37 protein-coding genes and 1 tRNA gene are annotated in these 26,125 nt (G+C 49.8%); 3 read left to right on the top strand and 35 right to left on the bottom strand.

Annotation, left to right across the window (positions count from 1 at the left end; genetic code table 11):
* Positions 1-2: 2 nt before the first annotated feature.
* From MKX64_RS24155 to MKX64_RS23985, 35 genes are all read right to left on the bottom strand, one after another.
* On the bottom strand, positions 3-188 hold the full coding sequence (locus MKX64_RS24155) for a hypothetical protein (RefSeq protein ID WP_144869688.1): 186 nt from the start codon (positions 186-188) through the stop codon (positions 3-5).
* Positions 185-589, bottom strand: coding sequence for a phage tail terminator family protein (locus MKX64_RS24150; protein ID WP_341037896.1), 405 nt, complete (start codon positions 587-589; stop codon positions 185-187). The genes MKX64_RS24155 and MKX64_RS24150 overlap by 4 nt, the downstream gene beginning before the upstream one ends.
* A gap of 9 nt (positions 590-598) precedes the next feature.
* Positions 599-1,024, bottom strand: a complete 426-nt coding sequence (locus tag MKX64_RS24145; RefSeq protein ID WP_007129576.1) for an HK97 gp10 family phage protein — start codon at positions 1,022-1,024, stop codon at positions 599-601.
* Entirely contained in the window at positions 1,024-1,386 is a 363-nt protein-coding gene (locus MKX64_RS24140) for an ABC transporter ATP-binding protein (RefSeq protein ID WP_341037895.1), read from the bottom strand. Before MKX64_RS24140 ends, MKX64_RS24145 begins: the two co-directional genes overlap by 1 nt.
* A 3-nt stretch (positions 1,387-1,389) precedes the next feature.
* Complete coding sequence (locus MKX64_RS24135; RefSeq protein WP_144879955.1) at positions 1,390-1,758, bottom strand: DNA-packaging protein; 369 nt, start codon at positions 1,756-1,758, stop codon at positions 1,390-1,392.
* Positions 1,759-1,767: 9 nt separating this feature from the next.
* Positions 1,768-1,911, bottom strand: a complete 144-nt coding sequence (locus MKX64_RS24130) for a hypothetical protein (protein ID WP_007129573.1) — start codon at positions 1,909-1,911, stop codon at positions 1,768-1,770.
* A gap of 5 nt (positions 1,912-1,916) precedes the next feature.
* Positions 1,917-2,834, bottom strand: a complete 918-nt coding sequence (locus tag MKX64_RS24125) for a hypothetical protein (protein WP_341037893.1) — start codon at positions 2,832-2,834, stop codon at positions 1,917-1,919.
* Between the two features lie 17 nt (positions 2,835-2,851).
* Positions 2,852-3,430, bottom strand: coding sequence for a phage scaffolding protein (locus tag MKX64_RS24120; protein ID WP_007129571.1), 579 nt, complete (start codon positions 3,428-3,430; stop codon positions 2,852-2,854).
* Between the two features lie 141 nt (positions 3,431-3,571).
* Entirely contained in the window at positions 3,572-3,775 is a 204-nt protein-coding gene (locus MKX64_RS24115) for a hypothetical protein (RefSeq protein WP_341037891.1), read from the bottom strand.
* Positions 3,775-5,541, bottom strand: coding sequence for a minor capsid protein (locus MKX64_RS24110; protein ID WP_341037889.1), 1,767 nt, complete (start codon positions 5,539-5,541; stop codon positions 3,775-3,777). The genes MKX64_RS24115 and MKX64_RS24110 overlap by 1 nt, the downstream gene beginning before the upstream one ends.
* Positions 5,538-6,941, bottom strand: a complete 1,404-nt coding sequence (locus MKX64_RS24105) for a phage portal protein (RefSeq protein WP_341037887.1) — start codon at positions 6,939-6,941, stop codon at positions 5,538-5,540. The genes MKX64_RS24110 and MKX64_RS24105 overlap by 4 nt, the downstream gene beginning before the upstream one ends.
* A gap of 9 nt (positions 6,942-6,950) precedes the next feature.
* Complete coding sequence (locus tag MKX64_RS24100) at positions 6,951-8,231, bottom strand: PBSX family phage terminase large subunit (RefSeq protein WP_341037885.1); 1,281 nt, start codon at positions 8,229-8,231, stop codon at positions 6,951-6,953.
* Positions 8,215-9,036, bottom strand: a complete 822-nt coding sequence (gene terS, locus MKX64_RS24095; protein ID WP_341037883.1) for a phage terminase small subunit — start codon at positions 9,034-9,036, stop codon at positions 8,215-8,217. The genes MKX64_RS24100 and terS overlap by 17 nt, the downstream gene beginning before the upstream one ends.
* Positions 9,037-10,076: 1,040 nt before the next feature.
* On the bottom strand, positions 10,077-10,280 hold the full coding sequence (locus MKX64_RS24090) for an Acb2/Tad1 domain-containing protein (protein WP_341037881.1): 204 nt from the start codon (positions 10,278-10,280) through the stop codon (positions 10,077-10,079).
* Positions 10,277-10,540, bottom strand: coding sequence for a hypothetical protein (locus MKX64_RS24085; protein ID WP_341037879.1), 264 nt, complete (start codon positions 10,538-10,540; stop codon positions 10,277-10,279). The genes MKX64_RS24090 and MKX64_RS24085 overlap by 4 nt, the downstream gene beginning before the upstream one ends.
* Before the next feature lie 78 nt (positions 10,541-10,618).
* Positions 10,619-10,691: transfer RNA gene (locus MKX64_RS24080), tRNA-Pro, on the bottom strand.
* Positions 10,692-10,811: 120 nt separating this feature from the next.
* Complete coding sequence (locus MKX64_RS24075; RefSeq protein ID WP_341037878.1) at positions 10,812-11,243, bottom strand: transcriptional regulator; 432 nt, start codon at positions 11,241-11,243, stop codon at positions 10,812-10,814.
* Positions 11,244-11,258: 15 nt separating this feature from the next.
* A complete protein-coding gene (locus tag MKX64_RS24070) occupies positions 11,259-11,441 on the bottom strand; it encodes a DUF6877 family protein (protein ID WP_341037876.1) in 183 nt (60 codons plus the stop codon).
* Positions 11,442-11,447: 6 nt separating this feature from the next.
* Entirely contained in the window at positions 11,448-11,600 is a 153-nt protein-coding gene (locus MKX64_RS24065; protein ID WP_341037874.1) for a hypothetical protein, read from the bottom strand.
* A gap of 139 nt (positions 11,601-11,739) precedes the next feature.
* Entirely contained in the window at positions 11,740-12,828 is a 1,089-nt protein-coding gene (locus tag MKX64_RS24060) for a sigma-70 family RNA polymerase sigma factor (RefSeq protein ID WP_341037872.1), read from the bottom strand.
* Complete coding sequence (locus tag MKX64_RS24055) at positions 12,825-13,058, bottom strand: hypothetical protein (protein WP_341037870.1); 234 nt, start codon at positions 13,056-13,058, stop codon at positions 12,825-12,827. The genes MKX64_RS24060 and MKX64_RS24055 overlap by 4 nt, the downstream gene beginning before the upstream one ends.
* A gap of 4 nt (positions 13,059-13,062) precedes the next feature.
* Entirely contained in the window at positions 13,063-13,464 is a 402-nt protein-coding gene (locus MKX64_RS24050) for a RusA family crossover junction endodeoxyribonuclease (RefSeq protein ID WP_341037868.1), read from the bottom strand.
* On the bottom strand, positions 13,454-13,693 hold the full coding sequence (locus tag MKX64_RS24045; protein ID WP_341037866.1) for a hypothetical protein: 240 nt from the start codon (positions 13,691-13,693) through the stop codon (positions 13,454-13,456). Before MKX64_RS24045 ends, MKX64_RS24050 begins: the two co-directional genes overlap by 11 nt.
* Positions 13,694-13,978: 285 nt before the next feature.
* Complete coding sequence (locus MKX64_RS24040; RefSeq protein ID WP_341037864.1) at positions 13,979-16,225, bottom strand: AAA family ATPase; 2,247 nt, start codon at positions 16,223-16,225, stop codon at positions 13,979-13,981.
* Between the two features lie 100 nt (positions 16,226-16,325).
* A complete protein-coding gene (locus MKX64_RS24035) occupies positions 16,326-16,940 on the bottom strand; it encodes a hypothetical protein (RefSeq protein ID WP_341037862.1) in 615 nt (204 codons plus the stop codon).
* Positions 16,941-16,947: 7 nt separating this feature from the next.
* Entirely contained in the window at positions 16,948-18,528 is a 1,581-nt protein-coding gene (locus MKX64_RS24030) for a DEAD/DEAH box helicase (protein ID WP_341037860.1), read from the bottom strand.
* Between the two features lie 9 nt (positions 18,529-18,537).
* Entirely contained in the window at positions 18,538-19,113 is a 576-nt protein-coding gene (locus MKX64_RS24025; RefSeq protein ID WP_341037859.1) for a hypothetical protein, read from the bottom strand.
* Positions 19,114-19,135: 22 nt separating this feature from the next.
* Complete coding sequence (locus MKX64_RS24020) at positions 19,136-20,263, bottom strand: ATP-binding protein (protein ID WP_341037856.1); 1,128 nt, start codon at positions 20,261-20,263, stop codon at positions 19,136-19,138.
* A complete protein-coding gene (locus MKX64_RS24015; protein WP_341037854.1) occupies positions 20,263-21,570 on the bottom strand; it encodes an AAA family ATPase in 1,308 nt (435 codons plus the stop codon). The genes MKX64_RS24020 and MKX64_RS24015 overlap by 1 nt, the downstream gene beginning before the upstream one ends.
* A 190-nt stretch (positions 21,571-21,760) precedes the next feature.
* Positions 21,761-22,210, bottom strand: coding sequence for an AbrB/MazE/SpoVT family DNA-binding domain-containing protein (locus tag MKX64_RS24010; RefSeq protein ID WP_341034853.1), 450 nt, complete (start codon positions 22,208-22,210; stop codon positions 21,761-21,763).
* 75 nt (positions 22,211-22,285) lie between these two features.
* Positions 22,286-22,426: a hypothetical protein gene (locus tag MKX64_RS24005; protein WP_341037853.1), complete on the bottom strand. Its 141-nt coding sequence runs from the start codon at positions 22,424-22,426 to the stop codon at positions 22,286-22,288.
* A gap of 4 nt (positions 22,427-22,430) precedes the next feature.
* Positions 22,431-22,616: a hypothetical protein gene (locus MKX64_RS24000; protein ID WP_341037851.1), complete on the bottom strand. Its 186-nt coding sequence runs from the start codon at positions 22,614-22,616 to the stop codon at positions 22,431-22,433.
* Entirely contained in the window at positions 22,613-23,140 is a 528-nt protein-coding gene (locus MKX64_RS23995) for a helix-turn-helix domain-containing protein (RefSeq protein ID WP_341037850.1), read from the bottom strand. The genes MKX64_RS24000 and MKX64_RS23995 overlap by 4 nt, the downstream gene beginning before the upstream one ends.
* A gap of 39 nt (positions 23,141-23,179) precedes the next feature.
* Positions 23,180-23,365 carry a helix-turn-helix domain-containing protein gene (locus MKX64_RS23990; RefSeq protein ID WP_341037924.1) on the bottom strand — a complete coding sequence of 62 codons (186 nt, stop codon included), beginning with the start codon at positions 23,363-23,365 and terminating at the stop codon, positions 23,180-23,182.
* A 29-nt stretch (positions 23,366-23,394) separates the two neighbouring features.
* The gene (locus tag MKX64_RS23985) at positions 23,395-23,595 is read right to left on the bottom strand and encodes a helix-turn-helix domain-containing protein (protein WP_341037849.1); all 201 of its coding nucleotides are present in this window, start codon (positions 23,593-23,595) and stop codon (positions 23,395-23,397) included.
* Between the two features lie 301 nt (positions 23,596-23,896).
* Here MKX64_RS23985 and MKX64_RS23980 point away from each other — a divergent pair, with 301 nt between their 5' ends.
* The 3 genes from MKX64_RS23980 (at position 23,897) to MKX64_RS23970 (ending at position 26,028) form a co-directional block, all read left to right on the top strand.
* Complete coding sequence (locus tag MKX64_RS23980) at positions 23,897-24,316, top strand: helix-turn-helix domain-containing protein (protein WP_341037848.1); 420 nt, start codon at positions 23,897-23,899, stop codon at positions 24,314-24,316.
* Positions 24,317-24,349: 33 nt separating this feature from the next.
* Positions 24,350-24,766, top strand: coding sequence for an ImmA/IrrE family metallo-endopeptidase (locus MKX64_RS23975; protein ID WP_341037847.1), 417 nt, complete (start codon positions 24,350-24,352; stop codon positions 24,764-24,766).
* Positions 24,767-24,843: 77 nt separating this feature from the next.
* Positions 24,844-26,028, top strand: a complete 1,185-nt coding sequence (locus MKX64_RS23970; protein ID WP_341037845.1) for a tyrosine-type recombinase/integrase — start codon at positions 24,844-24,846, stop codon at positions 26,026-26,028.
* Positions 26,029-26,125 lie beyond the last annotated feature (97 nt).

The following is a 26,125-nucleotide window of genomic DNA, read 5'->3' as shown; positions in this document are numbered from 1 at the left end:
CCTTACACCTCTCTTTCCTTAAATCTATTGATCACAGCGACCGCTTCGTCCAGCGTATACGTCTTATCTGGCTCCAGCAGCCCCGTCAGGATGTCTTTTTCAGACGTGGTAAACCGTTTGGCTTCAACCAGCTGCTCCTTCGTGTAGCGAGGCGCTGGCTGCGTCTGAGCCTTATTCTCTTTGCTCATTTCAGGCGTCCCTCCTGTTCTAATTGCCCCATCTTGATTCCCGGCTCCTTTATCCGCATGACGTGATAGTTATAGTCCACATAGAAATGCAGCACGTCATCGATCACCTCGTAATTCATGCCGGTACCTCTAAACTTCATGCCGTCGATCTCAACCCACTCCAGGACGTCCAGCAGCTGGCTGGCTACGGCCATGAAATCGTTCGTGGCTGAGAAGTAATGCACATCGAACGAATGGCTTTGTTGGTAACGTCGCCCCTGGATCCGACCATGGGCGGCATTCAGAAGCAGCACAATAAAGCAGGGCTCAATTAAGCCCTGCCTGTTCTTCCCGTATACCTTCCAGCTGAAGGTTGTCTTCAGCTTACTCATGACGGCATGTGTTAATCGCTCGGAATCCATGCCCTCACCTCACCGTCTTGGCCCACGGCCGTTCATGATTTGATTTAATAGTTCAGCTTGCCTTCGTTCCAGGTAGGCCGGCAGCTCCCTCTCGATTTGCTTCATGGAGATGGTCATCATAAACCGCCCTTCAACCCACTCTGTTTTATCCCGGTTCCGATGGCCATATTCAACGAAGGATGCATACTCCGTATTGTTGTAGATCTCAACGACATACGAACTACCTTGGCGGATCACTCTTCCAACCCGCCAGTTTCGTCTCAGCTCCCCCGAGTCTACCGGCGTGCGCTTCTTGACCTTGCGTTCAGCACGGTAGGCCATTTCCAGAAGGAAATCCTGGATGAATCGATCGATGACTCTCTCGTCCAGGGCCTTCTTGAACGACTTGGCCATCTTCTCAAATTCGTCAAAGTCGAAGCTTCCCAATCTCGGCATCAGGCTCGGTCCTTTCGGGTTAGATTGACTTCCTGGTGAGTCGAGTAAGGCGGAAAGGGTTCGCCGGCCGTAAAGTGATACGCCCTGCCTTGCCGGATAACTTGAAGCTCGTCGCCTTGAAGGATCTCAACCTCTGGAGCGATGAATAGCTTAACATCGTAATCGATCCGGTTTTCTGCTTCTGTCTGGCCGTTTCGAGGAAGCCCGGTCTGAGACAGCCGGCAGGGAACGTCCGCATAGACGGTTATCAAACCGAATTTGGTTTCGCCCCAGTCTGTTTCGTACTCCCCGTGCCGCTGAATCGTTACCCGGTCCGTGTAGGTCTTCTCCACAATCTTACGGTATCGCCGTATTCTGCTCATTGCTTACCACCTCAGCTTCCGGTACCGGTTCAGATCGGAACTATACGCCCTGACACTGGCACCCACCGAGCCGCCCCCAGAGGATCCGCCCGTCGATGTCTTCACCGAGGTGTCCCCAATCTTCAGGTCGATAGCACCCGACAATAGATCATCCAGCTCTTCCAAATGGGACTGATCGGCCTTGAAGGCTGCCATCGCAATGTTGGCCCAAACATATTTAAGAGCGGCCGGGATCTCCTCGATGGAGTCCAGGCCCAGGTAGTTCATGATGTGCAGTCCGGATTCGTCAATGTAGGACCGAACCAGGTTATCCAATGATTCCGGGAGCTTGTAGCGCTGCTTGATAATCTCAGCTACGGCTTCATTCAACATCGCCGGCACCTACTTCTCGTCTTTTTTGCTTTTCTTACCGTCAGCTTCCTCGATTTCAATTCGTTTGAAGCCTTTGGACTCCAAGGCCTTTGCCTTCGTTTCGGAGTCCACCACTTTAACAACATTCAATCTTTTCAGAGTAATATTGCTCATAGGTATTAGCCTCCTGTCGTCACGCGGAATGCCGCGGTTTTGTTATCCGGAATGATCAGATCGTGATACTTCCGATAATCCAATTTCCATGCATCGGCCTTCTGGTTCTCATCCGGGGTAAAGATCCTTACCTTGTCCGTTTTGCTGATACCGATCGGCGCAGAACGTGGCGAAATGATCCAGTTTACGCTCTTCGCGTCAACCGCCGGCACAAATCCCCCAGCCTCCTGGCCAGCCGTCTCACCGTCATTAAAGACATACGCTGCTTTCATCCGGTTGGAGGATACAGGGATCAGCGGAATGCCGTCCAGCATCTTAATTTGAAGATTGATGCCGCCTTGTGCAAACTGGCCTACATCGATCCGCTTCTGGATCTGCGTGTTCCCCGTCAGCACGCCATAAGCCGGAAAAGCAATGGTGATGACCAGCTGGCTCAAATCGACCCCCATATCCGCCAGGTCGATTATATCTTTGAACAGCTCTGTCACGATGGTGCTTTCTGCAGGTGTATAAGTCCGGGATTTACCAGCTGCCTCCGCTTTGGCCGCAATCAGGCTATAGCGGTATGCATCAATTTCCGGGATGACCTGGAGCCGCTGGAACTCGCTCATGACATTAGCGGCAGAAGCCCCAAAGTTCGTTTCGTTTACATCCATAGAATCCAGCTGGAAAGTACGACCGCGATCCTGTGTCAGCGTGTGGGTTTGGTACTTGTAAGTTACGGAACCCTGAACAAATCCGGTATCACGGTCATAGTCAGCCAGGCCTTGGACAACGACATCCGGGATCTTAATTTCATTACCGCCGTTATAAATGACTTGGCCGGCGTTGCTTTCCATCCATCCGGATGTCGCTTGCTGCGCGATTTGTTTATCCAATTCGGTTTGAAATAGTTTTGCATATTCCAATGTGTTAATAGGCATTTACATTCATCTCCTTGTTATCGTTGTGAAAAGATACTAGAAATTTCAGCGGCAACCGGATCTACTGCGCCTCCACCGCTGCCGCCTTCCGCCGGCTTCGCTCCCTTGAATGTGGCGCCGGGGGTTTCAGGCTTAAACAAAAAAGCCTTCGATTCACGAAGACTCTTCACCTGATCCTCAAGGCCGGCCTTGATGCTGCCGTCCTCGCCGATCTCAATTTTCGATTTATCCAACTGCGAGATCGCATAGTCGGCATCGTGTACATCCGAGCCAAGCGCCAGCTTGAGCGCTGTTGTCAGCTGCAGATCCTTCAGCTCTGCCTCATACTTTTCCTTGGCCGTCTTGTTATCGTCCTGGAGCTTCTTGATTTGTGCCTGCAGATCCTCGTTGCCTTTTGCCGCTTCCTTCAGATCGGCGAGCTGCTTATCTCGATCCGTCACCTCCTTTTCCGCTTTTTTACGGGCATCGACGACATCGTTATATTGTGACTTCGGAACAAAATGCTTCGGCAGCTCCTTGTTCACATCACCGATCAACCCATCGATCTTCGATTCATCCAGCCCGGCATTCTTCAGCAGTTCCTTCAACCAATCCATTTATCATCATCCTCCATAGATTTTTATAGCTGCTCTCCAGCTACGGGAGTCAGCCGATATACTCCGGCTGCGAGTATGCCTAGTTTTACGCCGTGCGACAGGGCAAAATAAAAGCACCCTCGTAGATTCGAGAGTGCTTAGTCAATATATTTCGCTGCCATCAAACTTCCAGCCGTATTCCTTCGGTAAAAGATCTTCCCCGGCCTCCAGGCTTCTGTCGATCTTGTCGATTAACCCTTCCGTCGTCTCACTTCCCGGGATCATCTCTAGTGGTACGCATGAGTCTGGAAATCTCTCTTCAAACTCCTGCATCTTGGTCCATAACTCATCGGTTACAATGACCATCAGATCTCCTCCAGTATTTTTTGAAATAGAGCGAACGACTTCGGAAGAAACTCCCTCATCAGTTCTGCCCGTTTGCCTGTAGGGTCAAAACTAGCTTCAAACATGTGTGCGAACGCCTCTTTTTCAATAGCGTTCGGCAGCTGCTGCCAATATTTCGGACTGTGGCCATATTTTCCTTGGATTCTTCTTCGAGTCACGCCGCCGTAAATATCAGAAATAGCTGAGTGAAGGGCACCGTTACCCTGCCCTAGAATCATCGATATTTCAAGCTGGGCCTGTCTCAAATCAACACCTTTATTCTTGGTGTAGTTCTGCATGTAGTCCTGAACGTCTCGAAGAACAGCCTTCTTGAAATCCTTCGCCTCGATACCTTTTAGATCTATATGAGATACGCCATCATAGGTTGGGCCTTTCAGCTTGATGGCTGCCATGTTATCGACATAATGGCCAAGCTCATGGAAATAGGTCGCTCCAGCTCCCCGAGGATTATTCAGATCCTCAGCAAAATCCATATTCACAACCCGTTCAACCGGCGAATAATGTGCACCCTGTTTGAAATTCGAGTCTTTCACCACATTGCCCGTAACGTATTGCATAAAGACTCGTCGGGCGGTTTCGGATCCACTGGAGAACCGTTTAATCAGGACTTCCTTGTATTCTTGTGGCGCCTCAGTCTTATCCATAATGGATCTAAAAGGCTCATCACTGCCAAGTATATCCTTTTTCTGGGCTTTTGGCGAGTCGATATATTCCTTCTTCCAATCCTCATACTTCATATCGCCGGAGATATAGATCCGCTTACCGGTTGTATCCTTGGCGATCCGTTTGCCTGGATCCTCTTCATCGTCGAAGTAGGGCATAACAGTAGTTCGACAGCGCACATGGAATGGCGGGTAATTGACTCCCGTTTCCTTCTCGCTTAACTTGAATACTTTGCCGTCCATGCTCTGGCAAATCGGACTTGTTCGGCTATCCAATGTCGCCAGGATCTCGTATTCCTGTACGACGCCGCTGCTTCGGTATCCTTCGGCTGTCGCCTCGTTAATGATGTGGGCGCTCTCTGTCTGGATTAACCTCTCAGCGTTTGATCGAGAAACGCCCATTCGCTCGGCCAGGAGCTTGCTCACCTTATCCACGCTGTCGCCGCGAATGAAAGATTGAGCCAACCCGGTCCGCAGCTCTCGGAGCAGCTTATCGCGGTTTTCCCAGATCCGCGAGCTGTAGTTTTTTCCGTACCATGGCCGGCTGATAACTTCCTCCACGGCTTCCTTGTCCGCCCGCGCAAACGAAGCGAGAATCCCGTGTCCGCCCTTGTTCACCTCAAAGAGGGTACGATGATAGGTGTCCTCATAAATATCGCCCAGGAGCTTCCCTGTGCCCGCCTGCTGGCTTCCAGCCAACATTTCGATTTGTTGCCTTACCTGAAGCTGCAGCGCCTCCAACCGAGTTACACGGGTTCGATAATAGACGTTATCGAGCTCCTTGGTCCACTGGCCGTCTGCATTGTTCTTGGCCTTCTTGCGAAATTCGCTCAGGGTCATCTTAAACTCGGCCAGCTCACCAGCAGACAGGAGCCGCCGCGCTTCGGCCATGCTGACAGCGTTATTCTCTGCAAATCGAGCATAAAAGGAGTCGATATCCCGTTGAATGGATTTCAGGGATAGTTCGTATTGCCGCCGAAGGCCTGCCTCGTACCGATCGGCCTTTTCAAACTGCCTATGGGCGATTTGTTCGGAACGCTTTCGCCAATATTCCTGCGACTTCATGGCGTCTCATCTTCCAGACCTTCATACTGGCCTTGATCGAATCGAGCCTGGACCTCAGACTGTTCATCCTCGATCTGCTTGAACTCTTCATCAACATCTTGAACCCATGGATGGTATGCCAGCTGTGTCCGCTTAGAGATAATGCCCTCGCTGTTTCGGATATTGTTTATGATGTCAGTCTCATTCACTGGCATATCGGCATTAAAGGTGATACTGAATGTTTCATTGCTAAAATCACCCTTGCCGATAGCCTTTAGGTAAACATCAAAAAACACCTTCATGCGTAAGAAGGTGTCTTGCAGCTCCGAAGCTAACGAAGCACAATCTGTATCCAAGTCCATGTATCTAAAGTTGATGGCCGTACCGCTCGCATTACCCAAGTTTGGATCCTTGGTGTCCACTCCGTTAGCAAAGTCGAATAAATCACGGCGATTTTTGTCCAGGAAAGCCATCACTGCATCGATGTTAATATCAGCTTGCAGCTTGTCTACTCCTCCGGTGCCTTCAACCTTGATGGCCAAGCTCTCCCGCAACTCACGGATAAACTGATCTAAGTCAGTGCCTCCGTAATCTTTTAAGATATAGATGAACTTAGCGACATCACGTAAAACATCAGATGTAACGGATGACTGCCAGTTTATATCATCTATCAAGTCCTTGATGAAGTATTGCAAAGGAAGCTCTTCCTCGTTGTATTTAAGCCACGCAATCGGAACGACTGAGAAATTATACGGCACCCCGTTTAAGCTGAAATGAGACTCCTCTGCCCCCATATCCGTATCCGGTACTAAACTTGTGCCCGGCCCACTATTAACGAAACGCTTAACGCCTGTTGTGTCCCAATACTCTACGCGTGTCACCGTCTTCTTCGTTTTGCCCTCATAGACAATTTGATCGTAGAACCGGATGTATGCTCCCATTTCTGTACGTTCTGCATCAGCCCATAACGGTATCACCTCGGTAGACGGCAACCTCATAAATTTGATTTTATCTTCCGTAAAATACGGCGCTAGGTATGCAATACCAGACTTTACAGCGCCCTTGCCTAGGCTCTTTATCTTGCGTCGGAATTCTTGGTCAAACAACTCATTCAAGGCATCCGCATATGGCTTGCTCTCACTCTCCACCGTAAAAGGCTTAGCCAGCAAATAGTTAGCTTTTTGATCCACCAACTTTTTTAGCATCGGATGCTCCATCTTAACGTTAGATCTGTTTTTGAGATCATTCGTTTTGCGTTGAATGTCTGATCGGTTTCGATAGTATCGCTCAGCCTCGACCATGATCTGGTATTGCTCCGTTTGCTTAAACTCCTTGATCTCTTCCTCAATGATCTCAACAAGCGACATCGGAGCACTACCGGCTATGATCTCCTCGATTTCCTGCAACCTGTTCGTAAACACTCTCTCACCTCACTTTAATATCGAGATTCCATTTTTACGTTTGACAACCGTATTCACGAAATATCGATCACCGTCCATCTGATGGTCATTCTCCTTTAGCGGCTTATCTTCGCCGCGGGCTGCCGCCTTCTCATCCCAGACATACGAGCTGAATTCCCGGAACGTCTCGGTACAGCAATCGTTATATTTGATCAGCCCCTCATTCAAGGCTGATGCCACGTTGCGGATCCCGTCGATAACATCATTAATGGCCTGCACCACTCGGAATCTTTTCCTCTTTTTAAGAGCAGTGATAAACGATGCAGCGCTTGGGTCAACGATCACGCCCTGAAGCTTAAGATCGCCCACAAACTCTATAAGATCATCGCAATATTCCTCATCCGTCTTCTGCCGGCTGCGGGCGCGGCCGTCATAGTGGTACTCTTTGACTTTGTACCAGACACCCTTGCTTAGGCCCCACAGCCCGAAGGTCGTCGGGTTTTGCGTTCCATAGTCGCAGCTGACGTAATACTGCGTGTAAGGACGATCCTCGACCGGAACTACATGCTTATCGCGGTCGAACATATCGTATATGACGCCCTCAGCCATTACCCATAAGCCCAGGATGTACCGCTTGAAGAACACACCGGAGAACATGCGGTAAAAACGTTCTTTAACTTTTTGAGACAACGACAAGTTATCCTCCATCGAAAAATGCAGGACATAAATCTTCTTTTCCTTTGCCTTGTCGATATACTCAAGTTTGAACCAGTGGTAAGGCCCACCTGGGTTACAGTTAAAGAAGATCTTCGCACTATTGCCATCGGTCTCAGCTGAGCAACGTCCGATGGCCTGATCAACAAACGACTGCGGGAACAGAGCGACTTCATCGAGATAAGCGCCGGCAGCTGTCAAACCCTGCAGCACGTCCTGGCTCGATTCGTTGTTCGCACCGAATAGATAATAGGTGTTCGTCCCGATTACGACGTGCGGGTTTTCAGACCGGTGATAGTGGTAGTCAATGCCTTTGGCCGTCAAGATTTGAAACATAGGCTCTAAAACGTTACGCTTTAGGGCACCCATCGACTTACCAGCTATGATGAAATTCTGATCTCGGTGTTTATCGAGCGACCAAGTGATAAAGGAATCGATCATAGCGATGGTCTTGCCGGATCTGATCGCCCCTTCAGCCACAACCATATCGTAATCCCGATAAGGGCTGTTGTCGGTCCACCACATGAGGAGCTTCTTTTGTTTACGACTGAACGGCTTAAATTTGAAGGAGGTAGTCTTTTTACGTCTCTTCGCCATGATCCACCTCATCGGCAAACACATCTGCAGCCTGTGCGTTCAGCGCTTCGGCATAACCGCCGCCTTGAGCATGTGCATCACTATCTGAATCTCCACGCAGGTCTTTTACTTCCAGCTTCAGCCTGGCGATCCGCAGCTCCTGCTCTTCGGTTGCCAGTTCCGTCTTCAGGAGCTCGTCATATTGTTTGATCAGGCTTTGAAGTGTCCCCATAGCCCGGCTCTGGGCCTGCAGGAAGGTCGCCTGTTTGTCCCAAGCCTGTTGCACCTCCCAGCGTTCCCCGATGACGTTGCCGTCCTTTTCCTCGATCTTTTCTACCGTTTTGTCGTCCCGGTCCCGGACGTACATAATCTGCTGGGCCCGGATGATGGCCGTATACTGGATCATGATGTTTTCCCAGACGATGTCGAGAGGCGCCTTGGTCTGCAGCTGCTCCATGATCTCCAAGGAGTCAGCCGGCAGGTATTTTCGAAAGAATCCATGGGTGACCGCCTTGTCGTTGCCAGGAGGCCCGCCTGGACCGCCGCGGTTCCCTTTGGCATTCTGATTTCCGGGAGGAGCTCCGCCCTTATTCCCGGCAGCGTTCTTGTTCCCTTTGGGGGCACCGCGTTTAGTAACGTTACCTTTCGATTCATTGGTAACGTTACCTTTCAGATCGGCAGCCCATTTATCTTGAGACTTCCACTTCCGAACTTGTGTCTCCCCAATAGAAAGAGCGGTGGCGATGTCCTTAAGCTTCATCGTCCCGCCGCTATCCAGCCACATTTGTTTCGCCTTGTCCCGGTCGGGACTTCTCTCTCTAGCCATGCTACACCATCACCACCCCCAACAAAAGAAAATACGAGCCCGATCGAGCCCGCATTTTCCTTCGCATGTTCTCTTCAAATGGGTCGCCTCTTATATTTCAATTAGGCGACCAGTAGAAGATAACCCTCTCGTTTGCTTCCTTCGCCCGTTGCAATTCCTCGGGCAGGCTCGGAACACGTGCATTCAACTCCCTAATTTCATCAATTAACGATGTAACTGCGTGACAACCGATTACCTCCCGAAGCGTCGAGCTTTTAATGCTTTCTCCATAAAGCTTTTCAGTTAAAGACATCTTCATCAATCCTTTTTGTATGCAAGTCTGCCTGTGAGGCAGCTAAACTCATTCTAAGCAGACCTCTCCGCTTGCTTAACAACTCTTTGTAGAAAACAATGTGTACTGAAGCAGTATCAGCCCCCTGCGCTTGCTTCTGCCGATCCGCTGGAAGCCCGCCGACAAAAAACAAAAGCCCGGATTTCTGCTCCGGACCTTAGATTTATCGACATAAGTAATTATTCCATCAGGCGGTGGTTGGCCCCATTCGGCGATGGTGGCCGTTACCGCCGCACGGATCATGTCACTGCTGAGATTTGACGACTCGTTGCGGAAGATTGTACATTCCCACGCCTGCAGTCCATCATCTCGTATACCTGACCAAGTAACCCAAACAGCGTCACCGACAGGGGTTCGCAGCACTAGGTTTCGGCCTGGGCGAGTGAACATAAGAGCACCGACACGCTGACGAGAGTAATGCCGATCGGCAAGAAGGCGGCAAGCCCGGTCCCCTTTATGTGTGACAATCCAAGGGCCGTACTCTGGAATGTCGATCATCATTTGCGGCACCGACGTCGCCTCCTTTTGTGTTGAGTTGGTTTTGGATCTACACTCATGCAAAACAGGGCCGCACACCAACGCTATGCCCCTTCTCTGCTGTTTTCCTGACCCGTTCCTCTATTCGTCTGCAATCAATAACCAACACCTTAAAACGGCTTATATTTCGCCATTTGAGAGTAAAATGAAAAAGCACCCCCCCAAAGGATGCTTAGTTTCTAGCTACCGCCGCATTCGCCCAGAACACCGCCTGCTCCAAGTTCGTCATGGCCAGCGCCTTCTCGCGGCTATTCGGTGCCAGCTCATCAATCAGGTACGCCAGTTCCTTTGCTTTCTCGCGGATCTCCTGGTAGACCTCCGGCTGCCCTGGCTTTGGGGCGTGGTAGCTGAAATTGTTCTCGATTTGCGAATTCATTCTATGACCTCCTCGTATGTTTTTTCAAAGATATCCGGCTTGCATGTGTATATCTCGCCATTCACGCCCTTGATGATGTAATCTCCGGGATGTGCCACTCTATTCCCCTCAGGAGTCTTGATAAGCATTGCTCTTACGCCCACAAAAACTGCCCCTTTGTTGATTGCTTCAACGATCCACTGCGGGTCTTCTTTTTGATCCTGGTCTCCCGTCCACATGAACGCATCGATGATCTCCGGCTTTTTACGATACCGTCCCAAAGCTCAACATCCTCTCAGAATAAAAATACCGCCTCGATCCGAGACGGCAAAAGTGGGAGATAAAAAAGATATGAAAAATCCGAACGGCAGGATTTGAACCTACACTACTTACTCCCAAGGCAAGCGTGCTACCCAGCTACACTACATCCGGTTATTGTGAGGCGGCCGCCTAACGGCGCGGGTGGTCCATTGCCGACCGCCTCTTTACATCAGGGGCACGATATCATAATAGCACGGATTCTGAAGCCAAAAGTCGCATCAGAGTTGCATGTCATCTCCAACCTATTCTTTCTGCGATCATTCGAATGATCTCATCTCGCCAGCGGATCACAGTCGCCCGATGTGCTGGGATCTCCTTTGCGATTCCCTCCCAGGTCAATGTCTGCGGCCTTGTCCAGTACCGCAGTCGAACCAATCGCTGTTTATCTGGGCCAAGTGCCCCGTACACAGCTTCAATCGCATCAGAGATAGCTTGCAGCTGCTCAAGCTTTTTATGTGTCGTCAGTAATACAGCTGTTCGTCCCGTCGGATCTCCTGGAAGATTGCTCCGGCCACCGCCGACATTCTCATCATCTCCTGGACCACTGCCGTACAAAATTTCGTTCTTTAAGCGAATTATCTCTTTCCTGGTATCGTGGTAGGCATAAAGCTCCGATTCAACATGGAGGAAGGTTCCCCTTCTCAATTTAGTTTGATTGCTCACTGATCTGCCCTCCGTTCAACGATCATGTTCATCATTCTCCACAAGTCCTCGAGCAAACCGAAGTTGCTGCTCAATGTATGGATCAGTATCCTTTCCGCCCATGGCCAGCCAATCACCTATTCGCTGGTTAATGTCCTGAAGCACTGTGATAGGCAGCTGATAAGAGATTCTAAGTATTTCGTCAAGTGGGTTCTCCATGTCGGCCTAGCCTCTTTTTTCCCAGATCTCCAGTTCTATCGGCCCGCAATAAAAACCGCCACAGCCCGGACACAAAGGCTCTTCGATCTCATCGTCCGGCTTCTGTTCAAGCGCAAATCGCTGTTTACAATCGTCGCATTCAAAAGCTTCCCATTTCATAGCGCTTCACTCCTCAAAACGTTTGTGCTTTCGTTTTCTTGGCGGCGGATCCGGCAAGGTCAAATAGATCTCGCCGATCAGCTCGCCGTTATCGTCATATATCAAATCCCAAGGAATATCTTGAAAAATCGGATCTGGTTTATGCATGGCTTTCCAACTGGATGTAAAAGAGATCACGTTCCGTATCTACCTGAAGCGCATAACGTTTAGTCGTCACCTGCTTTTGATTGAGCCAGGCAGATAAGCGCTTATTGATCAGCCGTAGGCCGCCGTTGTCACCGCTCTGGGTTCGGAGCTGGAGCCCTTTATTTGCGACTTGCATCACGAGTCGATTCCCTTCGGGATCGTAACCTACCTGCAGACACTGACCTGCCTTGCAACCCATTTCATGAACGGCCCTTTTATTAAGGTGGATCCCATGACCGTTCAGCCCAATCGTAGGAGTAGTTGAAACTCCCTCATCAACGAACCATTCAATATTTCCGCCTATATTGCTACGTCCTCGACTCATTCGCGTGCCCTCCTGTATTAACGTACCTGCTTGGTACTGGATATACTTATTTCCGATTCGTTTCATGATCCGGCCGACAATCGTTTGGCTCCGCCCGATATGCTGAGATATTTGTCGCTGTGACCAACCCTGGAGACGCAGCCGAAGCACAGTTCTTTCTATCGGATCAAGCAAAGTTAGAAACTCTTTGACGTAGATATCTGAGAAGTCGGTTGTGCTCGGCAAAATGTCTAGCATAGTCACGTCCTCGTCTGCCTTATAAGATACCGTCATAGGCCGGTCTAACGAAACTGCCGACCATCCGTTCAAGAGCTGCAAGGCGTTACGAGCCTCATCGAGTTTCCAGCCGGTCTTTTTCACAATCGATTCAGGCGATTCGTCACTCCATCCTTGCTTTCGAATTACGTTAATCTTGCTTTGTAGTCTTCTAGGAATCCTCACAAGGTAACGTTTATCTCTTAGAAAGTTCAGAATATTCCCTTGTATAGATGGATAAGCTAGGGTGATAAACGAATTAACAGCCCCATCAAATCGGCTTGGGTCATACTTTCGGAACGCATCGATAAGTCCCATTGTCCCGACAGATACCAGGTCTTCATAGTCTAGGCCGGCATTCAAGGCTACACGGTACCTTTTGGCCACTTTATGAACAAGATTCTCGTAATTCTTAACAATATCAGCCTCATAACCAAGATGAGGGTTATAACCGATATTCAAGGGGCTTCCCTCCTCCCCGAATTCTTCTCGTAAACCTCTTCGAGCCATTCGACTAGCATCATCATCTGTTTGATCGCCAGGCGGTGCTCCTGATACTTCCTGCAGAGCTCACCAGAAGACTCGGCGACCCATTGCCAAAATTCCGGATTATCCATCCCGTGCCGCATAGCTGCATGGTTGGCCTGGCCGATCCAGGCCTCAACGTCCGCAAAGAACACTTTGTAATCCATAGGCCTACAGCTCCTCGATCCGGATGTAGATGCCAGGCCGATTAGCCCAAAACTTTTCAATGATCTCGCTGGCCACGATCGCGTCATCTGTCCAATAGCCAAGTTCCGTCATGATATCGAACGGCAGCTTGTTCAGGTTGTGTGTGTCCGGCTTCGTGATCTTCCATTCGCCGTCGTAGTGCTTACTTCCGTCTTTGATCGGGAACAGCCATTTCACAATCACCCGAAGCGCACCCTTATACTTCTTCGCCGGCACATGCTGCCCCAAGTGAGCCATCAGCTTTGCACGAGCTGCCTTTAAATCAGCAGGCTCATAAAACACGGGCTTATCGTTTTTACAAGAGACCTGTTTCTCCTGGTGCGTTGCTGTCGGCGGAATCATCGGCATGAAGAATTCAGTCATCATCGCTCTGCCCCTCCATCATCTCTTCCCAATCGCTAACCAATTGCCGGAGGTACCCAGGAGCTTCTTCGCTGGAGAACAACGCTTTTCGATCAAGTACGAACTTCACAATAAATTTTCCGTCGAGCTTTACACCAAATTGCAACTTCCCGGATTTATCAAAGCAGCGCATAAAATAATTTCCAAACTCTATTGTCTCAGGCGTTTCATTTTCCCAATATTTTTTAGGCATGTCTTTCATCCTCTTTTCTTTCGCGCCAACGTAGCCTAAACGTGAGAGAAGGGGGCGCCGCAAATTCGGCAGCGGCGACCTTCTCTCTCACTACGTTTTACACTAGTAGATTAATCATTAGTTTATTTATTACATCGCGCGTTATATTTATATATAATATATAAAGGATTCAACATTCGGCGGCGGCGACCATAAAAACATGGTGTTCGCCGCCATATTGAATGTTTGGCGGCGGCGGCGGTGAACATGGTGCCCGCCGTAAATGTACTGATGGCGGCGGCGGCATTAACCATGGTCTTCGCCATCCTCTTTTACAATCACACCGTCCTGTAAAACGTAACCGTAACGCTTTATCCAGTCTCTAACTGTCCGCTCTGAAACCTCTTTCCCGGACTTACCGAACCATTCAACAATATCCTTTACGGTCGGAGGATCGCCGAAATTGCAGTTATTCACGGCGTCCTGGAACTGGGCTTCCTTGCTTTGTCGTTCCTTCTTTGCAGATTCCTTCCGCTTGCCCGTCGCCTTCTGCCAAGCCGGTGCTTCCCCTTCCGGATCAATATCCTTCAAGCTGCCCACGTCATCGACGCGGTGGATCGGGTACTGGAACCACATATTTACTGGCTCAAACTTGGCATATTCCCGGAGTGTGCCCTCCACGCGCCACGCTGACCGGCCCTTCACAGCCTTAAGGACTTGTTCAATGGTCGGCATGATATTTGCCATGACGTGCGGCATAGCGCGCTTGGCATGGTCCTCCATCGCCTTCGCGCTGAGCTCGTCATCCTGCGACACGTGTTCCTGCAGGTAGTCCGGGTTATTCCGTTCAAACAGCTGTTTGTACATGGCGCATATGGCCTTGTTCTCCTCCTGCTTCAGCAGTGCCTCGGTCACATCGAGTTCCACCAGGTCGATCAGAGCGTCCGGATCGCGGGCGAATACGCCGCTGCCGCTGGCCCGGTCCATCGACTTCTTGCCACCCTGGGCACCCTTGGAATGGTGGTGGCAGTAAATGACGCTGGCTCCTAGCTCCGTCGCGATCTTATCGAACTGGTTCGTAAAATGGGCCATCTGATCGGCGCTGTTCTCGTCGCCGGTCAGAACCTTGTAGATCGGGTCAATGATAACCGCGATGTAACCCTTCTTGGCAGCCCGCCGGATCAGCTTCGGAGCCAACTTATCCATTGGTACTGATTTGCCACGAAGGTTCCAGATGTCGATATTGCCAATGTTCGCTGGCTGCAGCCCCAGGGCAGTGTAAACGTCTCGGAAACGGTGCAAGCAGCTCGCTCGATCAAGCTCAAGGTTGACGTAAAGGACCTTGCCCTGTGTACACTGCCACCCTAGCCATTTCGTTCCTTCGGCTATGGCGATGCTCAACTCGATCAGCGCGAACGACTTCCCCGCCTTGGACGGCCCGGCCATCAGCATTTTATGCCCCTGCCGCAGCACGCCCTCGATCAGTGCAGGGGCCAGGACCGGCATGTTGTTCCAGAAATCCGTTAAGCTCTCCGGATCAGGAAGATCATCGTTCACGCCCTCAATCCATTCATGCCACTCTGCCCAGCTGGGTTTGCCGATATTGGTATCCACAATGAATTGCTTTTTTCCATTGCGCTCAACGCCAGGCATCCGGGACAACCGGGAAGGATTTCGGTTCTGGTTGTCGATATTTAGGCCGTTCTTTTTACACACGTTATAAAGGTAGTCAACGCGCTTGCGATACTCGTCGTAGCTGGCCGCATCGACCCTAACTATGGCATGCAGGCTCTTTCCGCCGCTATAGACCATGACGGCAATCGGAAGCTCCAGCTCGCGCATGATGGCGTTTTGCTTTTCAATGTCCATCGTGTCGGATTCCACTAGGGCATACCGGAATTCCGTAACATTCTCGTTCTTGACACCCTTGCCATCCAGCGGATTGAACCGGATCCAGGCGCCGGCTGCCGGGTCATAGTCGCCCAGGACTGCCCCGATATCTCCGTTGCACTCGTTCAGGCGCTGGATCAGCTCGCCGGCCGTTCGGTCCCAGGCTCCCTTCGTGGGCAAATACTTGCCTTCATCGTTTTGCCACGTGTCTACGACATAACCAACGTTTTCCGATGCTTCGAAAAGTGTTTCAAGATAGGTTGTTAGCTGCTGCACTGGATTCCAGGCCGCCGGCTCGTGGATCTCCTTCCCTTCGATCCAGTTCCGGTCGACGACCACATAATCTCCACCGGAAATCTCATCTTCCCATCCAAGCTCACGATCTTCGCGATCCGTTGAACGCGGCGTCCATCCGTTATCCTTCGCCATCTGCGTAATCGTGGCACCAGTGACTGGATTGCCCGATCCCTCGAAGCTGGTCCATTTTTTAAAACATTCCCCGGGATGGTACCGGCCAGGGTCTCGTTTGCTCCAGTCGTCCCAATCGCTGGCAGTGTAGCCTTCGTACTTTAACGCCATTCCGACGTTGACCCATTCTTGATAACTGAGGAATGACGGATCGATGTAATCAAGCAAAGCGATAAGATCGAGTTTATGTTCCATGCCGTACAAATCCTCCTAAAAAGTCTCTGCTGTCCCCATTCGATCGGATTAATCCAAAGGACTTCGATCCGGCTCTGTCTGCTTTCGATGACCTGCACCCTCAACTCCCTGCCAGAGTATCCGCCCTAAAGAAATTACCAAAACGGTCGCGCTCCGGAATACCGTCATCACCCACGATTCCAGTGGCTGGGCGAAGTATCATTACGGTCTTGCATTCATGGCATTCTGTCGTATCGGCTTCTAGTGGCACATATTGATTCCCTTGATGCCGGCATTTCGGATTCTGGCACCAGTACCGCGTCCGAAAGTGCGGCACACCTTCCTTCACCTTGATTCCCGTCTCATACCATTCGGGCGGGTCGGGCAAAGTCACAACTTCTCCGATTGTAACCTGTAGCGAGCGATCGCTTCCTAGCAGCTCGACGGCACGGGGCCGACTCAGAGGCGGTTCGGCTGATGAAAGCTTTGACGCAATTTCAGATTTAGCCGCAGCAACTTCCCGGGATTGCTTTTCCTTCAATGTTTCAACAGCCTTAGTCGGATTCTCCATCTTTGCCTCCGACGAGAATTTAATTTCTTGCCGTGGAGAACGCTCATGCTCGAATCCAAATATGCCAAACACTCCTTCCAGAGCCATCACGACATGCTGATCACTTGTATTGGTTGACTCCATCTCGACACGTTTATCTCCATGAGCGATTAACAATTTGATCATGAATAATCTACTCCCCTTTGTATTCTTTAGGATTTATGCCTTGTGGAACACGCCATCCGTTGCCGGCGATCCGGTCGATCAGGCGTTTTGCGCTATCAAAAGACCAGGTACCGACACGTTCGAATCCATATCGCTCAAGCAGTCGGATCTGCTTCGGCGTGGTCAATCCTTCCGCCCGCCGCTTATCCAGTCGTTCCAGCAGCTTCGTTGCCTTGCCGGCATTATCGATTTCATCCGGCATGATGCCAAGCTTCTCCAGCGTCTTGATCTGCTTTTCGCTTGGTGGAGCCATTTCCCAGCCGAACGATGGCACGTAACTGGACAGGTCTTCAGCCTGGATACTCATTTCGAACTGTAGCGGATCCACAAGCTGCCGTTTACGTCGCTTCATTTCTTCAAGCTGTTTGGCCAGGGCTTCCTCGCGCTGAGCAATGACATCCTCAGCCGCTTGTTTCTCGACAGTCTCCAGATCGAGCGGGATCCCCGCCTCTTCGATCTGTTTGGTCATTGCCTTCGCTACCTCTTCGTTCTCTGCGATCAAATGTGCCGGATGGCAAAGCTCATGCCGTTCGGTGTGCCATAAGAAGTCGAGCAATAATAATTCTGTTTTCCCAGGGTGTAGCCGGGTACCGCGCCCGACCATCTGGCTATATAAGCTGCGGACTTTGGTTGGCCGCAGGACAACAACACAGTCTACGCTCGGGCAGTCCCAGCCTTCTGTAAGAAGCATGGAGTTGCACAGGACGTTGTACTTGCCTTTGTCAAAATCCTCTAAAATCTCTGCCCGGTCCTGTGATTCGCCGTTAACTTCAGCCGCTCGGAACCCGACTGCATTAAGAATATTGGTGAATTTCTGACTGGTCTTCACCAGCGGAAGGAAGACGACAATCTTCCGATCTTTCGCAACTCGCCACATTTCATCCGCGATCGATTCAAGATATGGATCCAAGGCCGTGCCCAGGTCGCTGCTTTTGAAGTCTCCGGCCTGTTGTCCGACCGCTGATAGATCGAGTTTTAAGGGGATCGTCATGGCTTTGATCGGGCTAAGGTAACCTTCCTTGATCGCCTTGGGCAATGTGTATTCAAAGGCCAGGCTTTCAAAGTAGGAGCCCAGGTTCCGCATATCTCCACGATCTGGCGTAGCAGTTACGCCCAAGACGTTTGCTGATTCGAAATATTGCAGTACACGCTGGTAGCTATCAGATATGCAGTGATGCGCCTCGTCAATGATGATCGTGTCGAAATGGTCTGCGGCAAATTGCCGTAAACGTTTATCCCTCATTAGCGTCTGGATGCTCCCGACCACGACCCGGTACCAACTTCCGATTGATGTTTGCTCTGCCTTTTCCGTAGCGCATTTCAATCCAGTTGATTTCTCCAGCTTGTCGGCCGCTTGGTCCAGCAGCTCGCCCCGGTGGGCCAGGACGAGCACACGCTCGCCCAGGATCACCCGATCTTCAATCACTTTGCTAAAAACAATCGTCTTACCGCAGCCTGTCGGAAGAACAAGCAGTGTCCGCTTTACGCCCTTTGCCCACTCTGACTGAATGGATTCCCTGGCAGCCTGTTGATAAGGTCTAAGCTCCATAGTCTCCTCCTAAAACTGCCCGGTTGACCAGTTTCCGCCTTGCTGTCCGGTCGGGAACGGCGGTTGCTGTTGTGGCTGCTGATATGACTGCTGTGGCGGCTGTTGTTGATATGCCTGCTGCTGATGTTGGTAATTTTGCTGTGGTTGTTGACCTACAACCTCGTCATAAGCGTAGAAGGTTTTGACCTGATTATTGGTTCGTTCCACGCCGTCTCGGCCTGTGAACTTATTAATCTCAAGTTTCAAACGTCCTTTGGCTCCTACGACGGCGTTCCAGTTCATGCGCAGCTTCTCGCCCTTTTTCTTCTGTCCGATCCCGGCGAAAAAGTTGGATAGTAGCCCCTCCGTCTTGGTATGCAGGAACAGGTTATGGAAAACGACAATGTCGCCGTGCTCTGGGGAATGAACCGTCAATTCGAGTTTTGCCTGGTTACAAGCCGGCATCTTCTCACTTCCAGCAAACCGTCCACGTTCAAACTTTGTTACCGTAAAGTCGTAGTCTCCGGCCGGGAGGACGATAAAGTCCCCACCGTCCTTCTCGATCTCATCGTCCCAACCTAATTCACGATCAATGTTTTGACTCATGTATAATTCCTCCTGTTATGAATTAAGAAAATGGAATTTGACTTCTCATTGCTTTAATCATTTCGAATACCTGCGGCCACGCTGCTACAAGCACACCATCAATAAATCCTGGATCGTAATTCGGTATCGGCGTGTCTTGCGGGTAGTAGCCTTTCTGACTCACGACGGCTTGAATTTCGTATTCCTGCACCCCATGCTGAACCATCAGATCCCGCAGCGATCGTGGTATATTTGGATTCAAGTCCGACTGCAGCGATGGGTTCGCCGGCTGAGCAGGTTGCTGAGCTGGAGCTGTCGGCACCTGCTCAGGTACCGATGTTGCTGCAGGTGGTTGTTCTGTCGGCTGCGGTGCTGTGGCTGCTTGTGTAGGCTGTGTTTGCATTGTTGGTGTCTGTTGTGGAGCCCCCGCCAAAATCGGCTGGCTGAAGATATGGGCAATTCGGCTATAATCGAGCGGTAATTCATCCGGGAGGCCATGGCGATTCTTTGCGTCCCATGCAGGGTGATGTGTGGTGTACATCGTGCGGGCTCCGCCTTGTGCTTTGTTTTTCTTTCCGTCCTTATCAGTGGCCACCGAATACGTCTTGTAATTAAGGAAAAGGACGATGTCAGCCCATTCTTTGACGAGCGGAGCTGTACGTGAACCGGTCTTAGCCCCAAGCTTGAGCTGATAGCGGTCGTACGCGCCCATTTCGTCCGGCTGCTCAAATTTGATGATCTGAGCATGTGCGGTCAGTACAACGTGGATGCCTGCCTCGACTACATCACTGAGCAGATTAAGAAAACGCCCGATTTCCTCCGCGACATAGATATATCCCTTGCCATATCCAAAGTCTTCAACGCCGTTTTTGTTGTGAGATGCACATACGCTCTCGACGCAAAGCATTTCGGCCCAATCTACAGTATCGATTATCAGCGTGCCGAATCGAGAAGGACCTTCATGCTTCACCCATTGCGCTTGCTGTTTGAGCATTTCCCAGCTTGACGGCTTTGGCAGCCGCTGAACATTTAACTGCTTGGTTGATCCCTCCGTGTCGATAAAGACCGGATTAGGAAACTGAGCAGCAAGTGATGACTTCCCTATGCCCTCCGGTCCATAAAGCACGACTTTTTGGGCTGTCTGAACCGTGCCACTGATAACTTCAAACATTAAAATTCACCTGCTTTCCATGTTTTCGGCTCTGCCGGCGGTGTCGGTTGCGGCGCTGGAGCCTGCTCCTCTCCGGCAACGTAGCCGTCTTCGATGATGATGGAGCATTCATCTCCGGTACTGACTCGAGTCGCGATGGCTTGCAGTCCTTCCTGTTCCAGCCACTGGCCAAACTCTTGCAAGGTTTCTAAATCCATTTGTTCCAATTTGTCTAGTAGGATAAAGCCGCAGTCTGGTTTCAATTTTCGTACAATCGCTGCGGAAACCCGGAGCTGATCAGCGCCGCTCATGTTATCCCATTTCTGCCCGTTGTAGACGAGCTCGCCATCTTCAACTGCCAGTCCCGGCAACGGCAAATTCGCAGTCTCCAGAAGGTCCGTCTTCTGCTGGCGAATCGCATTGATCTCCGTGGTCAGTTGCTCGTATTTCTGGCGATAATCACTGGCATCCGTCTCAGCTTTGTCTTTGTCCAGATTTGCCCTGACCTTCCGGTTAATCTCGTCAATCTGCCGGATGTTAGCCTCAAGCTCAGCAGTCGATTCGTCAACCAGGTCGATCGCATCTTTTTGAGCAATCTCCAGGTCCGCCCCAAGCTGAGCGTACTTCGCCTGAGCCTCCGCCAGTAGCGCCTGCAACCGCTCAATTTCTTGCCCCTGGCTGGCGTACGCCGCCTGAATCTGTGTCAACCGCTGGCGTTTACGCTGATTCTCTCCGTTCCGTGCTAGAATTTCCTGCTGCTGCCGGATCAGCTCCGACGCCGAAATAGGCTCCTTAGGCGCGTCCGGGTAATAAGGCTGCTCCTTCGCAAATTTAGCCTTTTGGTCTGCAATCTGTCCGATGGTATGGCGCTGGTTGTAGAGCTCCTTTTCCTTAACCTCCAGTTCATGCAGCTTGTTGCCGACACCGATGATGCGAAGCAAGATGTTGGCTTTTTCTTTACTGGTAGCGTTCATGAATTTCGGCAGATCAATCGCCAGCTCTTCCACAAAGCTATCAAGTAGCTGTTGGCCGCCCTTCTGGCCGTTCGGATCGATAACCTTTAGGTCCGAGTTTTTGCCCTTTCTCTCCACAATCAGGCCATTGGACAGGACGATATGCAGGTAAGGCGGTACAGCAGATCCTTCACGCTCAGCTTGAGACGGTCGGTATTTATTGCCGCCAAGCCCCCAGGCGATGGAGTCCAGGATACTCGTTTTGCCTTGACGGTTCTTCCCGCCAACGATAGTCAGTCCGGACTGAGTCGGCTCGATTTTCACGGCCTTGACTCGTTTTACGTTTTCGATTTCCAATTTATTGATTTTAATCATTGTGCCCTCCATCTCTTTCCCTTTTTGTCGGTATGCCGTTTTACGATCGATTCAATATTTTCAGTCATGGCGAAAACAATCCGTTCGTCGCTAGTCTGGATCTTGTGCCAGGTCCTAGCGACGCCCCAAATGTCCAGGACTTCCCCTGTCTCGCCTGACCGTAATTTCACTTCATCACCTTTGAAACAGATCATTGCCTGATCTCGAAGGTATCGACAATTGATTTAATGCATGCCTCGCAAATTTGTTTGTTTTGGAAGTCGTGAAGCTTCTCATCGTCTAACTCTCCGCAAATAAAGCATCCAGGAGTGTATTTCTTTAGGATGATAAAATTTTCATATGTGTAGAATTCAAGTGGATCGCCTTCTCCTATCCCAAGCGGACGCCGGACCGACTTTGGAATAACTACCCTTCCGAGGTCGTCAATACGGCGGACAATTCCGGTTTCTTTGCAGCTAAGCTCTGAGGAGCGAGGCCTAGAAAGAGCCACAATTGCTCCGTTCTGGTAAGCTGCCTGAATCAGTTTAGCAACGGTGCTGCTGGTATCCGACTCCCATCCATTTAGCCATTCAAGCACGTTAACTTCTGGATCGGTGAGCTCCCGACCGATCAGCGAAGCGACACTCAACTTATTAATCATTGCGTTTTCCCTTCTGCCAGCTTATACTGGCGGTAGTATAGATTGATTTGTGCAGTCTGACGGCTCCTACCCCGTTCAGGCTGCATTTTTCTTCTGTAACCTTGAGGCCAAGCTGACGTATTGCCGGCGGTAAATCTCCCGAAGCTGCTGAGACTTTGTCGTCTCGATCAGCTGCAGCAGGTTCCCGCAAGTCCGGATCCGTAATCTCCTATTCATTGTCCTAGTTCACCTCCTTTCCAGCGATCACCGTCACCACACCAAGCTTTTTAAGTAAGCAGTTGCTTGAGCAAACGAGCTCAAAATCGATTTTCCATGCCGGCTGACCAAAGCGAATTTCATGGCCGCACTCCTCGTTAGCGCAATAGTCGAAGACTTCATTAGCCACCAGTTCGGCGTCTTTACTCATTGGCGGTCATCCTTTCTGATTATTCGATTTTCAATGTGCTTATCCAGGTCAATTTGTCTGAAGTAGATATTGCCGCGCTGTTTGAAGTAAGGCACCTCTCCGTCCCTGACCATACGCCGGAGCGTTGATTCAGATAATTTTAAATACAGGGCTGCCTCCTTGATATCGAAGATGTTGGAATATAGCCGGCGCTTGATCTCGGGCTCCAGCTCTGCAAGAATTTGGGCTTTGAGATCTGATGCGATGTCGGCGCGCAGGGCCTCGATTAGATCAGTGGTAGTCATGGTTAAGGGCTTGGCCGTTTCTTCCTTTGATTTCTCCGCTTTGACAGGCACATCTCTACCTAGCAATTGTTGAATCGGTACATCGAAAAAGTCAGCAACGGCCATAACTTTAGATATCGACGGATGGGATTTATCCCAGACATAGATAGACCCGCGCCCAAAGCCCAGAGATTTCTCCAGTTTAGAGATCGTTGTTCCCGATTGCTTGCAAAGACGTTTGATATTCGCTACTAAATTCACGGTGTAAATCCCCCTTTAAGTTCTTTCACAACCCAGCGTTCATGAGGCGCTACCCTCCAAGCGCTTAACCCACTCCAAAAATGCTTCTCGCCTGATGCGCCTGCTGTTGCCTGACTTAAAGCTCGACAGCTCTCCGCTAGTGCAACGTAGGTACACTGTGTTGGGATGCCAGCCCATAAGGTCAGCGACTTGTTTAACGGTAAGGAAATTGGGTAGATCGTTCATGTGCGCTTGATAAAAGTTTTGGGCATTACTCATCTTGTTGTTACCTCGCATTCTATCCCGAGCATTTCGGCTATCTTCGGTTTCTGTTTCTCACCCGGACGAGTTCCTTTGAAAATTTCTGAAACGTACGTAACCGACACGCCAAGCTCCTGGGCTACATCTTTCATTTTGACTCCTTTTTGAAGCATTCTCTTCCGGGCCTCTAGTCCAAAATCTGTATAGTTCTGCATTCTCTTGAACCTCCTTTGTAAAAGTTTGTAAAAATTAAGCTATTCTATTAGCTAAATAGTTGACAATTTCTAAAACTAGTTTTAATATATAGCCATAGCTAAATAAGACTTTAATAAGCCTGACATAGTTCATTTCCTTTGCTCCCCAGCACGAAAATGTATTATTGAAGGTCCAGTTTTTTATTGTCTTTTTAGCTAATTGAATAGCTTACCTAGAGTATATTAAAACTAGTTTTAGATGTCAATGCGTTTTTTAAATTTAGTTTTAATACGTTGGTGGCTAAAGAAAGGAAACGTTGAAATGTCTGCTTTTGATCGATTGAAGCAACTTTGCGATGCACAAGGGATCTCGATAAACAAACTTGAAGAAAAACTCGACCTGAGTAAAAACACACTGTATTCTTGGAAAAAGAACACCCCAAAGGGAAGTAACTTAATAAAAGTTGCAGATCATTTTAAGGTTTCCACAGATTACTTATTAGGTCGGACTGATATTCCTGATCCCGCACCAAGTAACACACCTGAATGGGCTACAGCCAAAGACAAACGAGACTTGGAAAAATACCTTTCTGACCCCCAAGGGCTATTTTACAAAGGTATCGAGTTCTCCGAGGAAGATCGTGCGAAGATGATAGGAATGCTGGAAGCTATGTTTTGGGAAGCGAAACGTCAAAACAAGGAAGCTTACAAAAAATCCAGACAGAATAACAGCGAAGAGTAACCTCAGTCTGGCCCGCACAAAGGGGGAAGTGATTTGGACATAAAACGTCGGGCTAGAAACCTGTATCAGAAATATCAGACGAGCTGTCCTTTTACAATTGCAAAAAAGCTTGGTATCACAACTATGTATCTTGATTTACCCGATGGCGTGAAAGGATACCAAGACAGGGTGCTCCGAAGAAAAATCATTGTCATTAACCAGAACATTCCGGAAGAGGAGCAACGATTTGTATGTGCACATGAACTGGCACACTTTAGACTACATAAGGATTTTAGTCATTACTTCATTACCCGTCACACAAGATTTCCGTTAGGGTTATATGAAAACCAGGCCGACGAATTTGCAACATATCTACTGACGGCCTCTGAAGAACGAGGGATTGACGAGCCTACTGAGTGGTTTTTAGCTCGTTGCGGAATACCTACAGAAATGAGCCGATATGTAATGTAATTCTTGCGCTTTCCAGCCGCAAGGCTGTTCAAATATACCTACCAATCGAACATACATTCTCATTTAAGGAGGTCTATATGGCAAGCTTTAGATTACGTAACTGTACGTGCCCGCCTGATCGCAAGCGCTGCACATGCGGGGCAAAATGGGAGTATCGGATACGGTACCTCGACCGCAAAGCGGGCAAGTACCGAGAAAAGTCCAAAAGCGGCTTTGACACCAAGAAGGCCGCCCAACTCGCTGCTGCAGAAGAGGAGTTGGCAATCGAGCGTAACGGTTTCGCGGAAAATGGGAATGAGACCATCAAAACTTACCTTGAAGATTGGCTCGAAATCTACAAAAAACCTAACGTCAAACCAATCACCTACAGCGTACAGGAGCGCAATGTGCGGCTAAATATTCTGCCGCAATGGGAGAATTACAGGCTTAAGGATATCACCCGCTCGGAGTATCAGAAGTGGATAAATGAGTTGAGCAAGAAATACAGCGAAGGTACCGTGAGGAGGATACACAGCATTTTCAGCAGCGCGATAAATGACGCCGTGCACGAATTTCAAATTTTGCGGGATAATCCGATTCAAAAGATTAAGATTCCCAAGCAGCAGAACAACGAGAGCAAATTGCACTATTATACAAAGGATCAGCTTGACGTCCTGCTCGAAGCCTGCAAACCGGTCAAAAATACCAAATACAAACACTCGATTCAATACTACACCCTTTTTAGCCTACTGGCTCGGACGGGATTGCGGATCGGTGAGGCGCTTGCGCTGACTTGGGATGATCTCGCCGATGATCGGATCAGCGTGAGTAAGACGCTCGTCTATCCGCTGAACTCTACACCCTATCTATCGACACCAAAATCCAAAGCCAGTGTCCGACAAGTCAAACTTGACGCCGTTACCTTGATGATGCTTAAAAAGCATCGCGTGAATCAGAAAGAGGTCATACTACGATATCCTGGGTATACTGCGTCCGCTGATAATCTCATGTTTCACCAGCAGGACGGGCGCTGGTTACGGACGAACGTTGTACGCGAGTACTTCAAGGAGGTATGTAAACGCGCAGGTGTGCCAGTATTAAGTCCTCACGCATTGCGACACACTCACGCCGTGCACCTGCTGGAGTCTGGGGCAAATATAAAGTACGTGTCAGAACGACTCGGTCATGCGAGCGTGAAGATAACTGCTGATACGTACCTGCACGTAACAAAAAAGATCGAGCAAGATGCACTCGATCTATATACTGCATATATCGCGGACTAATAACATACGTGGGCAAATTGTGGGCAAGGGGATCTACCTGTAATCAAAAACCCCGCTATATCAAGCCTTAACCTATACTTCCTTCCATCTCAAACTT

Origin of the sequence: Paenibacillus sp. FSL M8-0334, assembly GCF_038000405.1 — a bacterium.
In the GTDB taxonomy this organism is placed as follows: domain Bacteria; phylum Bacillota; class Bacilli; order Paenibacillales; family Paenibacillaceae; genus Paenibacillus_AQ; species Paenibacillus_AQ campinasensis.
Note: the sequence above shows the minus strand (reverse complement) of the source record. Positions and strands in the feature narration are given on the sequence as shown.

Excerpts from the sequence above, each read along its gene's own strand:
- MKX64_RS24130 (WP_007129573.1), bottom strand. The coding sequence starts at position 1,911 with ATGAGCAATATTACTCTGAAAAGATTGAATGTTGTTAAAGTGGTGGAC.
- MKX64_RS23990 (WP_341037924.1), bottom strand. The coding sequence starts at position 23,365 with ATGAACGATCTACCCAATTTCCTTACCGTTAAACAAGTCGCTGACCTT.
- MKX64_RS24125 (WP_341037893.1), bottom strand. The coding sequence starts at position 2,834 with ATGCCTATTAACACATTGGAATATGCAAAACTATTTCAAACCGAATTG.
- MKX64_RS24000 (WP_341037851.1), bottom strand. The coding sequence starts at position 22,616 with ATGAGTAAAGACGCCGAACTGGTGGCTAATGAAGTCTTCGACTATTGC.
- MKX64_RS24015 (WP_341037854.1), bottom strand. The coding sequence starts at position 21,570 with ATGATTAAAATCAATAAATTGGAAATCGAAAACGTAAAACGAGTCAAG.
- MKX64_RS24025 (WP_341037859.1), bottom strand. The coding sequence starts at position 19,113 with ATGAGTCAAAACATTGATCGTGAATTAGGTTGGGACGATGAGATCGAG.
- MKX64_RS24070 (WP_341037876.1), bottom strand. The coding sequence starts at position 11,441 with ATGGAGAACCCACTTGACGAAATACTTAGAATCTCTTATCAGCTGCCT.
- MKX64_RS24020 (WP_341037856.1), bottom strand. The coding sequence starts at position 20,263 with ATGTTTGAAGTTATCAGTGGCACGGTTCAGACAGCCCAAAAAGTCGTG.
- MKX64_RS24090 (WP_341037881.1), bottom strand. The coding sequence starts at position 10,280 with ATGAATTCGCAAATCGAGAACAATTTCAGCTACCACGCCCCAAAGCCA.
- MKX64_RS24045 (WP_341037866.1), bottom strand. The coding sequence starts at position 13,693 with ATGCCTAAAAAATATTGGGAAAATGAAACGCCTGAGACAATAGAGTTT.
- MKX64_RS24030 (WP_341037860.1), bottom strand. The coding sequence starts at position 18,528 with ATGGAGCTTAGACCTTATCAACAGGCTGCCAGGGAATCCATTCAGTCA.
- MKX64_RS23980 (WP_341037848.1), top strand. The coding sequence starts at position 23,897 with ATGTCTGCTTTTGATCGATTGAAGCAACTTTGCGATGCACAAGGGATC.
- MKX64_RS24035 (WP_341037862.1), bottom strand. The coding sequence starts at position 16,940 with ATGATCAAATTGTTAATCGCTCATGGAGATAAACGTGTCGAGATGGAG.
- MKX64_RS23970 (WP_341037845.1), top strand. The coding sequence starts at position 24,844 with ATGGCAAGCTTTAGATTACGTAACTGTACGTGCCCGCCTGATCGCAAG.
- MKX64_RS24010 (WP_341034853.1), bottom strand. The coding sequence starts at position 22,210 with ATGATTAATAAGTTGAGTGTCGCTTCGCTGATCGGTCGGGAGCTCACC.
- MKX64_RS24050 (WP_341037868.1), bottom strand. The coding sequence starts at position 13,464 with ATGATGACTGAATTCTTCATGCCGATGATTCCGCCGACAGCAACGCAC.
- MKX64_RS24005 (WP_341037853.1), bottom strand. The coding sequence starts at position 22,426 with ATGAATAGGAGATTACGGATCCGGACTTGCGGGAACCTGCTGCAGCTG.
- MKX64_RS24040 (WP_341037864.1), bottom strand. The coding sequence starts at position 16,225 with ATGGAACATAAACTCGATCTTATCGCTTTGCTTGATTACATCGATCCG.
- MKX64_RS24135 (WP_144879955.1), bottom strand. The coding sequence starts at position 1,758 with ATGTTGAATGAAGCCGTAGCTGAGATTATCAAGCAGCGCTACAAGCTC.
- MKX64_RS23985 (WP_341037849.1), bottom strand. The coding sequence starts at position 23,595 with ATGCAGAACTATACAGATTTTGGACTAGAGGCCCGGAAGAGAATGCTT.
- MKX64_RS24115 (WP_341037891.1), bottom strand. The coding sequence starts at position 3,775 with ATGGTCATTGTAACCGATGAGTTATGGACCAAGATGCAGGAGTTTGAA.
- MKX64_RS24100 (WP_341037885.1), bottom strand. The coding sequence starts at position 8,231 with ATGGCGAAGAGACGTAAAAAGACTACCTCCTTCAAATTTAAGCCGTTC.
- MKX64_RS24140 (WP_341037895.1), bottom strand. The coding sequence starts at position 1,386 with ATGAGCAGAATACGGCGATACCGTAAGATTGTGGAGAAGACCTACACG.
- MKX64_RS24145 (WP_007129576.1), bottom strand. The coding sequence starts at position 1,024 with ATGCCGAGATTGGGAAGCTTCGACTTTGACGAATTTGAGAAGATGGCC.
- MKX64_RS24120 (WP_007129571.1), bottom strand. The coding sequence starts at position 3,430 with ATGGATTGGTTGAAGGAACTGCTGAAGAATGCCGGGCTGGATGAATCG.
- terS (WP_341037883.1), bottom strand. The coding sequence starts at position 9,036 with ATGGCTAGAGAGAGAAGTCCCGACCGGGACAAGGCGAAACAAATGTGG.
- MKX64_RS24110 (WP_341037889.1), bottom strand. The coding sequence starts at position 5,541 with ATGAAGTCGCAGGAATATTGGCGAAAGCGTTCCGAACAAATCGCCCAT.
- MKX64_RS24065 (WP_341037874.1), bottom strand. The coding sequence starts at position 11,600 with ATGAAATGGGAAGCTTTTGAATGCGACGATTGTAAACAGCGATTTGCG.
- MKX64_RS24150 (WP_341037896.1), bottom strand. The coding sequence starts at position 589 with ATGGATTCCGAGCGATTAACACATGCCGTCATGAGTAAGCTGAAGACA.
- MKX64_RS24055 (WP_341037870.1), bottom strand. The coding sequence starts at position 13,058 with ATGGATTACAAAGTGTTCTTTGCGGACGTTGAGGCCTGGATCGGCCAG.
- MKX64_RS24155 (WP_144869688.1), bottom strand. The coding sequence starts at position 188 with ATGAGCAAAGAGAATAAGGCTCAGACGCAGCCAGCGCCTCGCTACACG.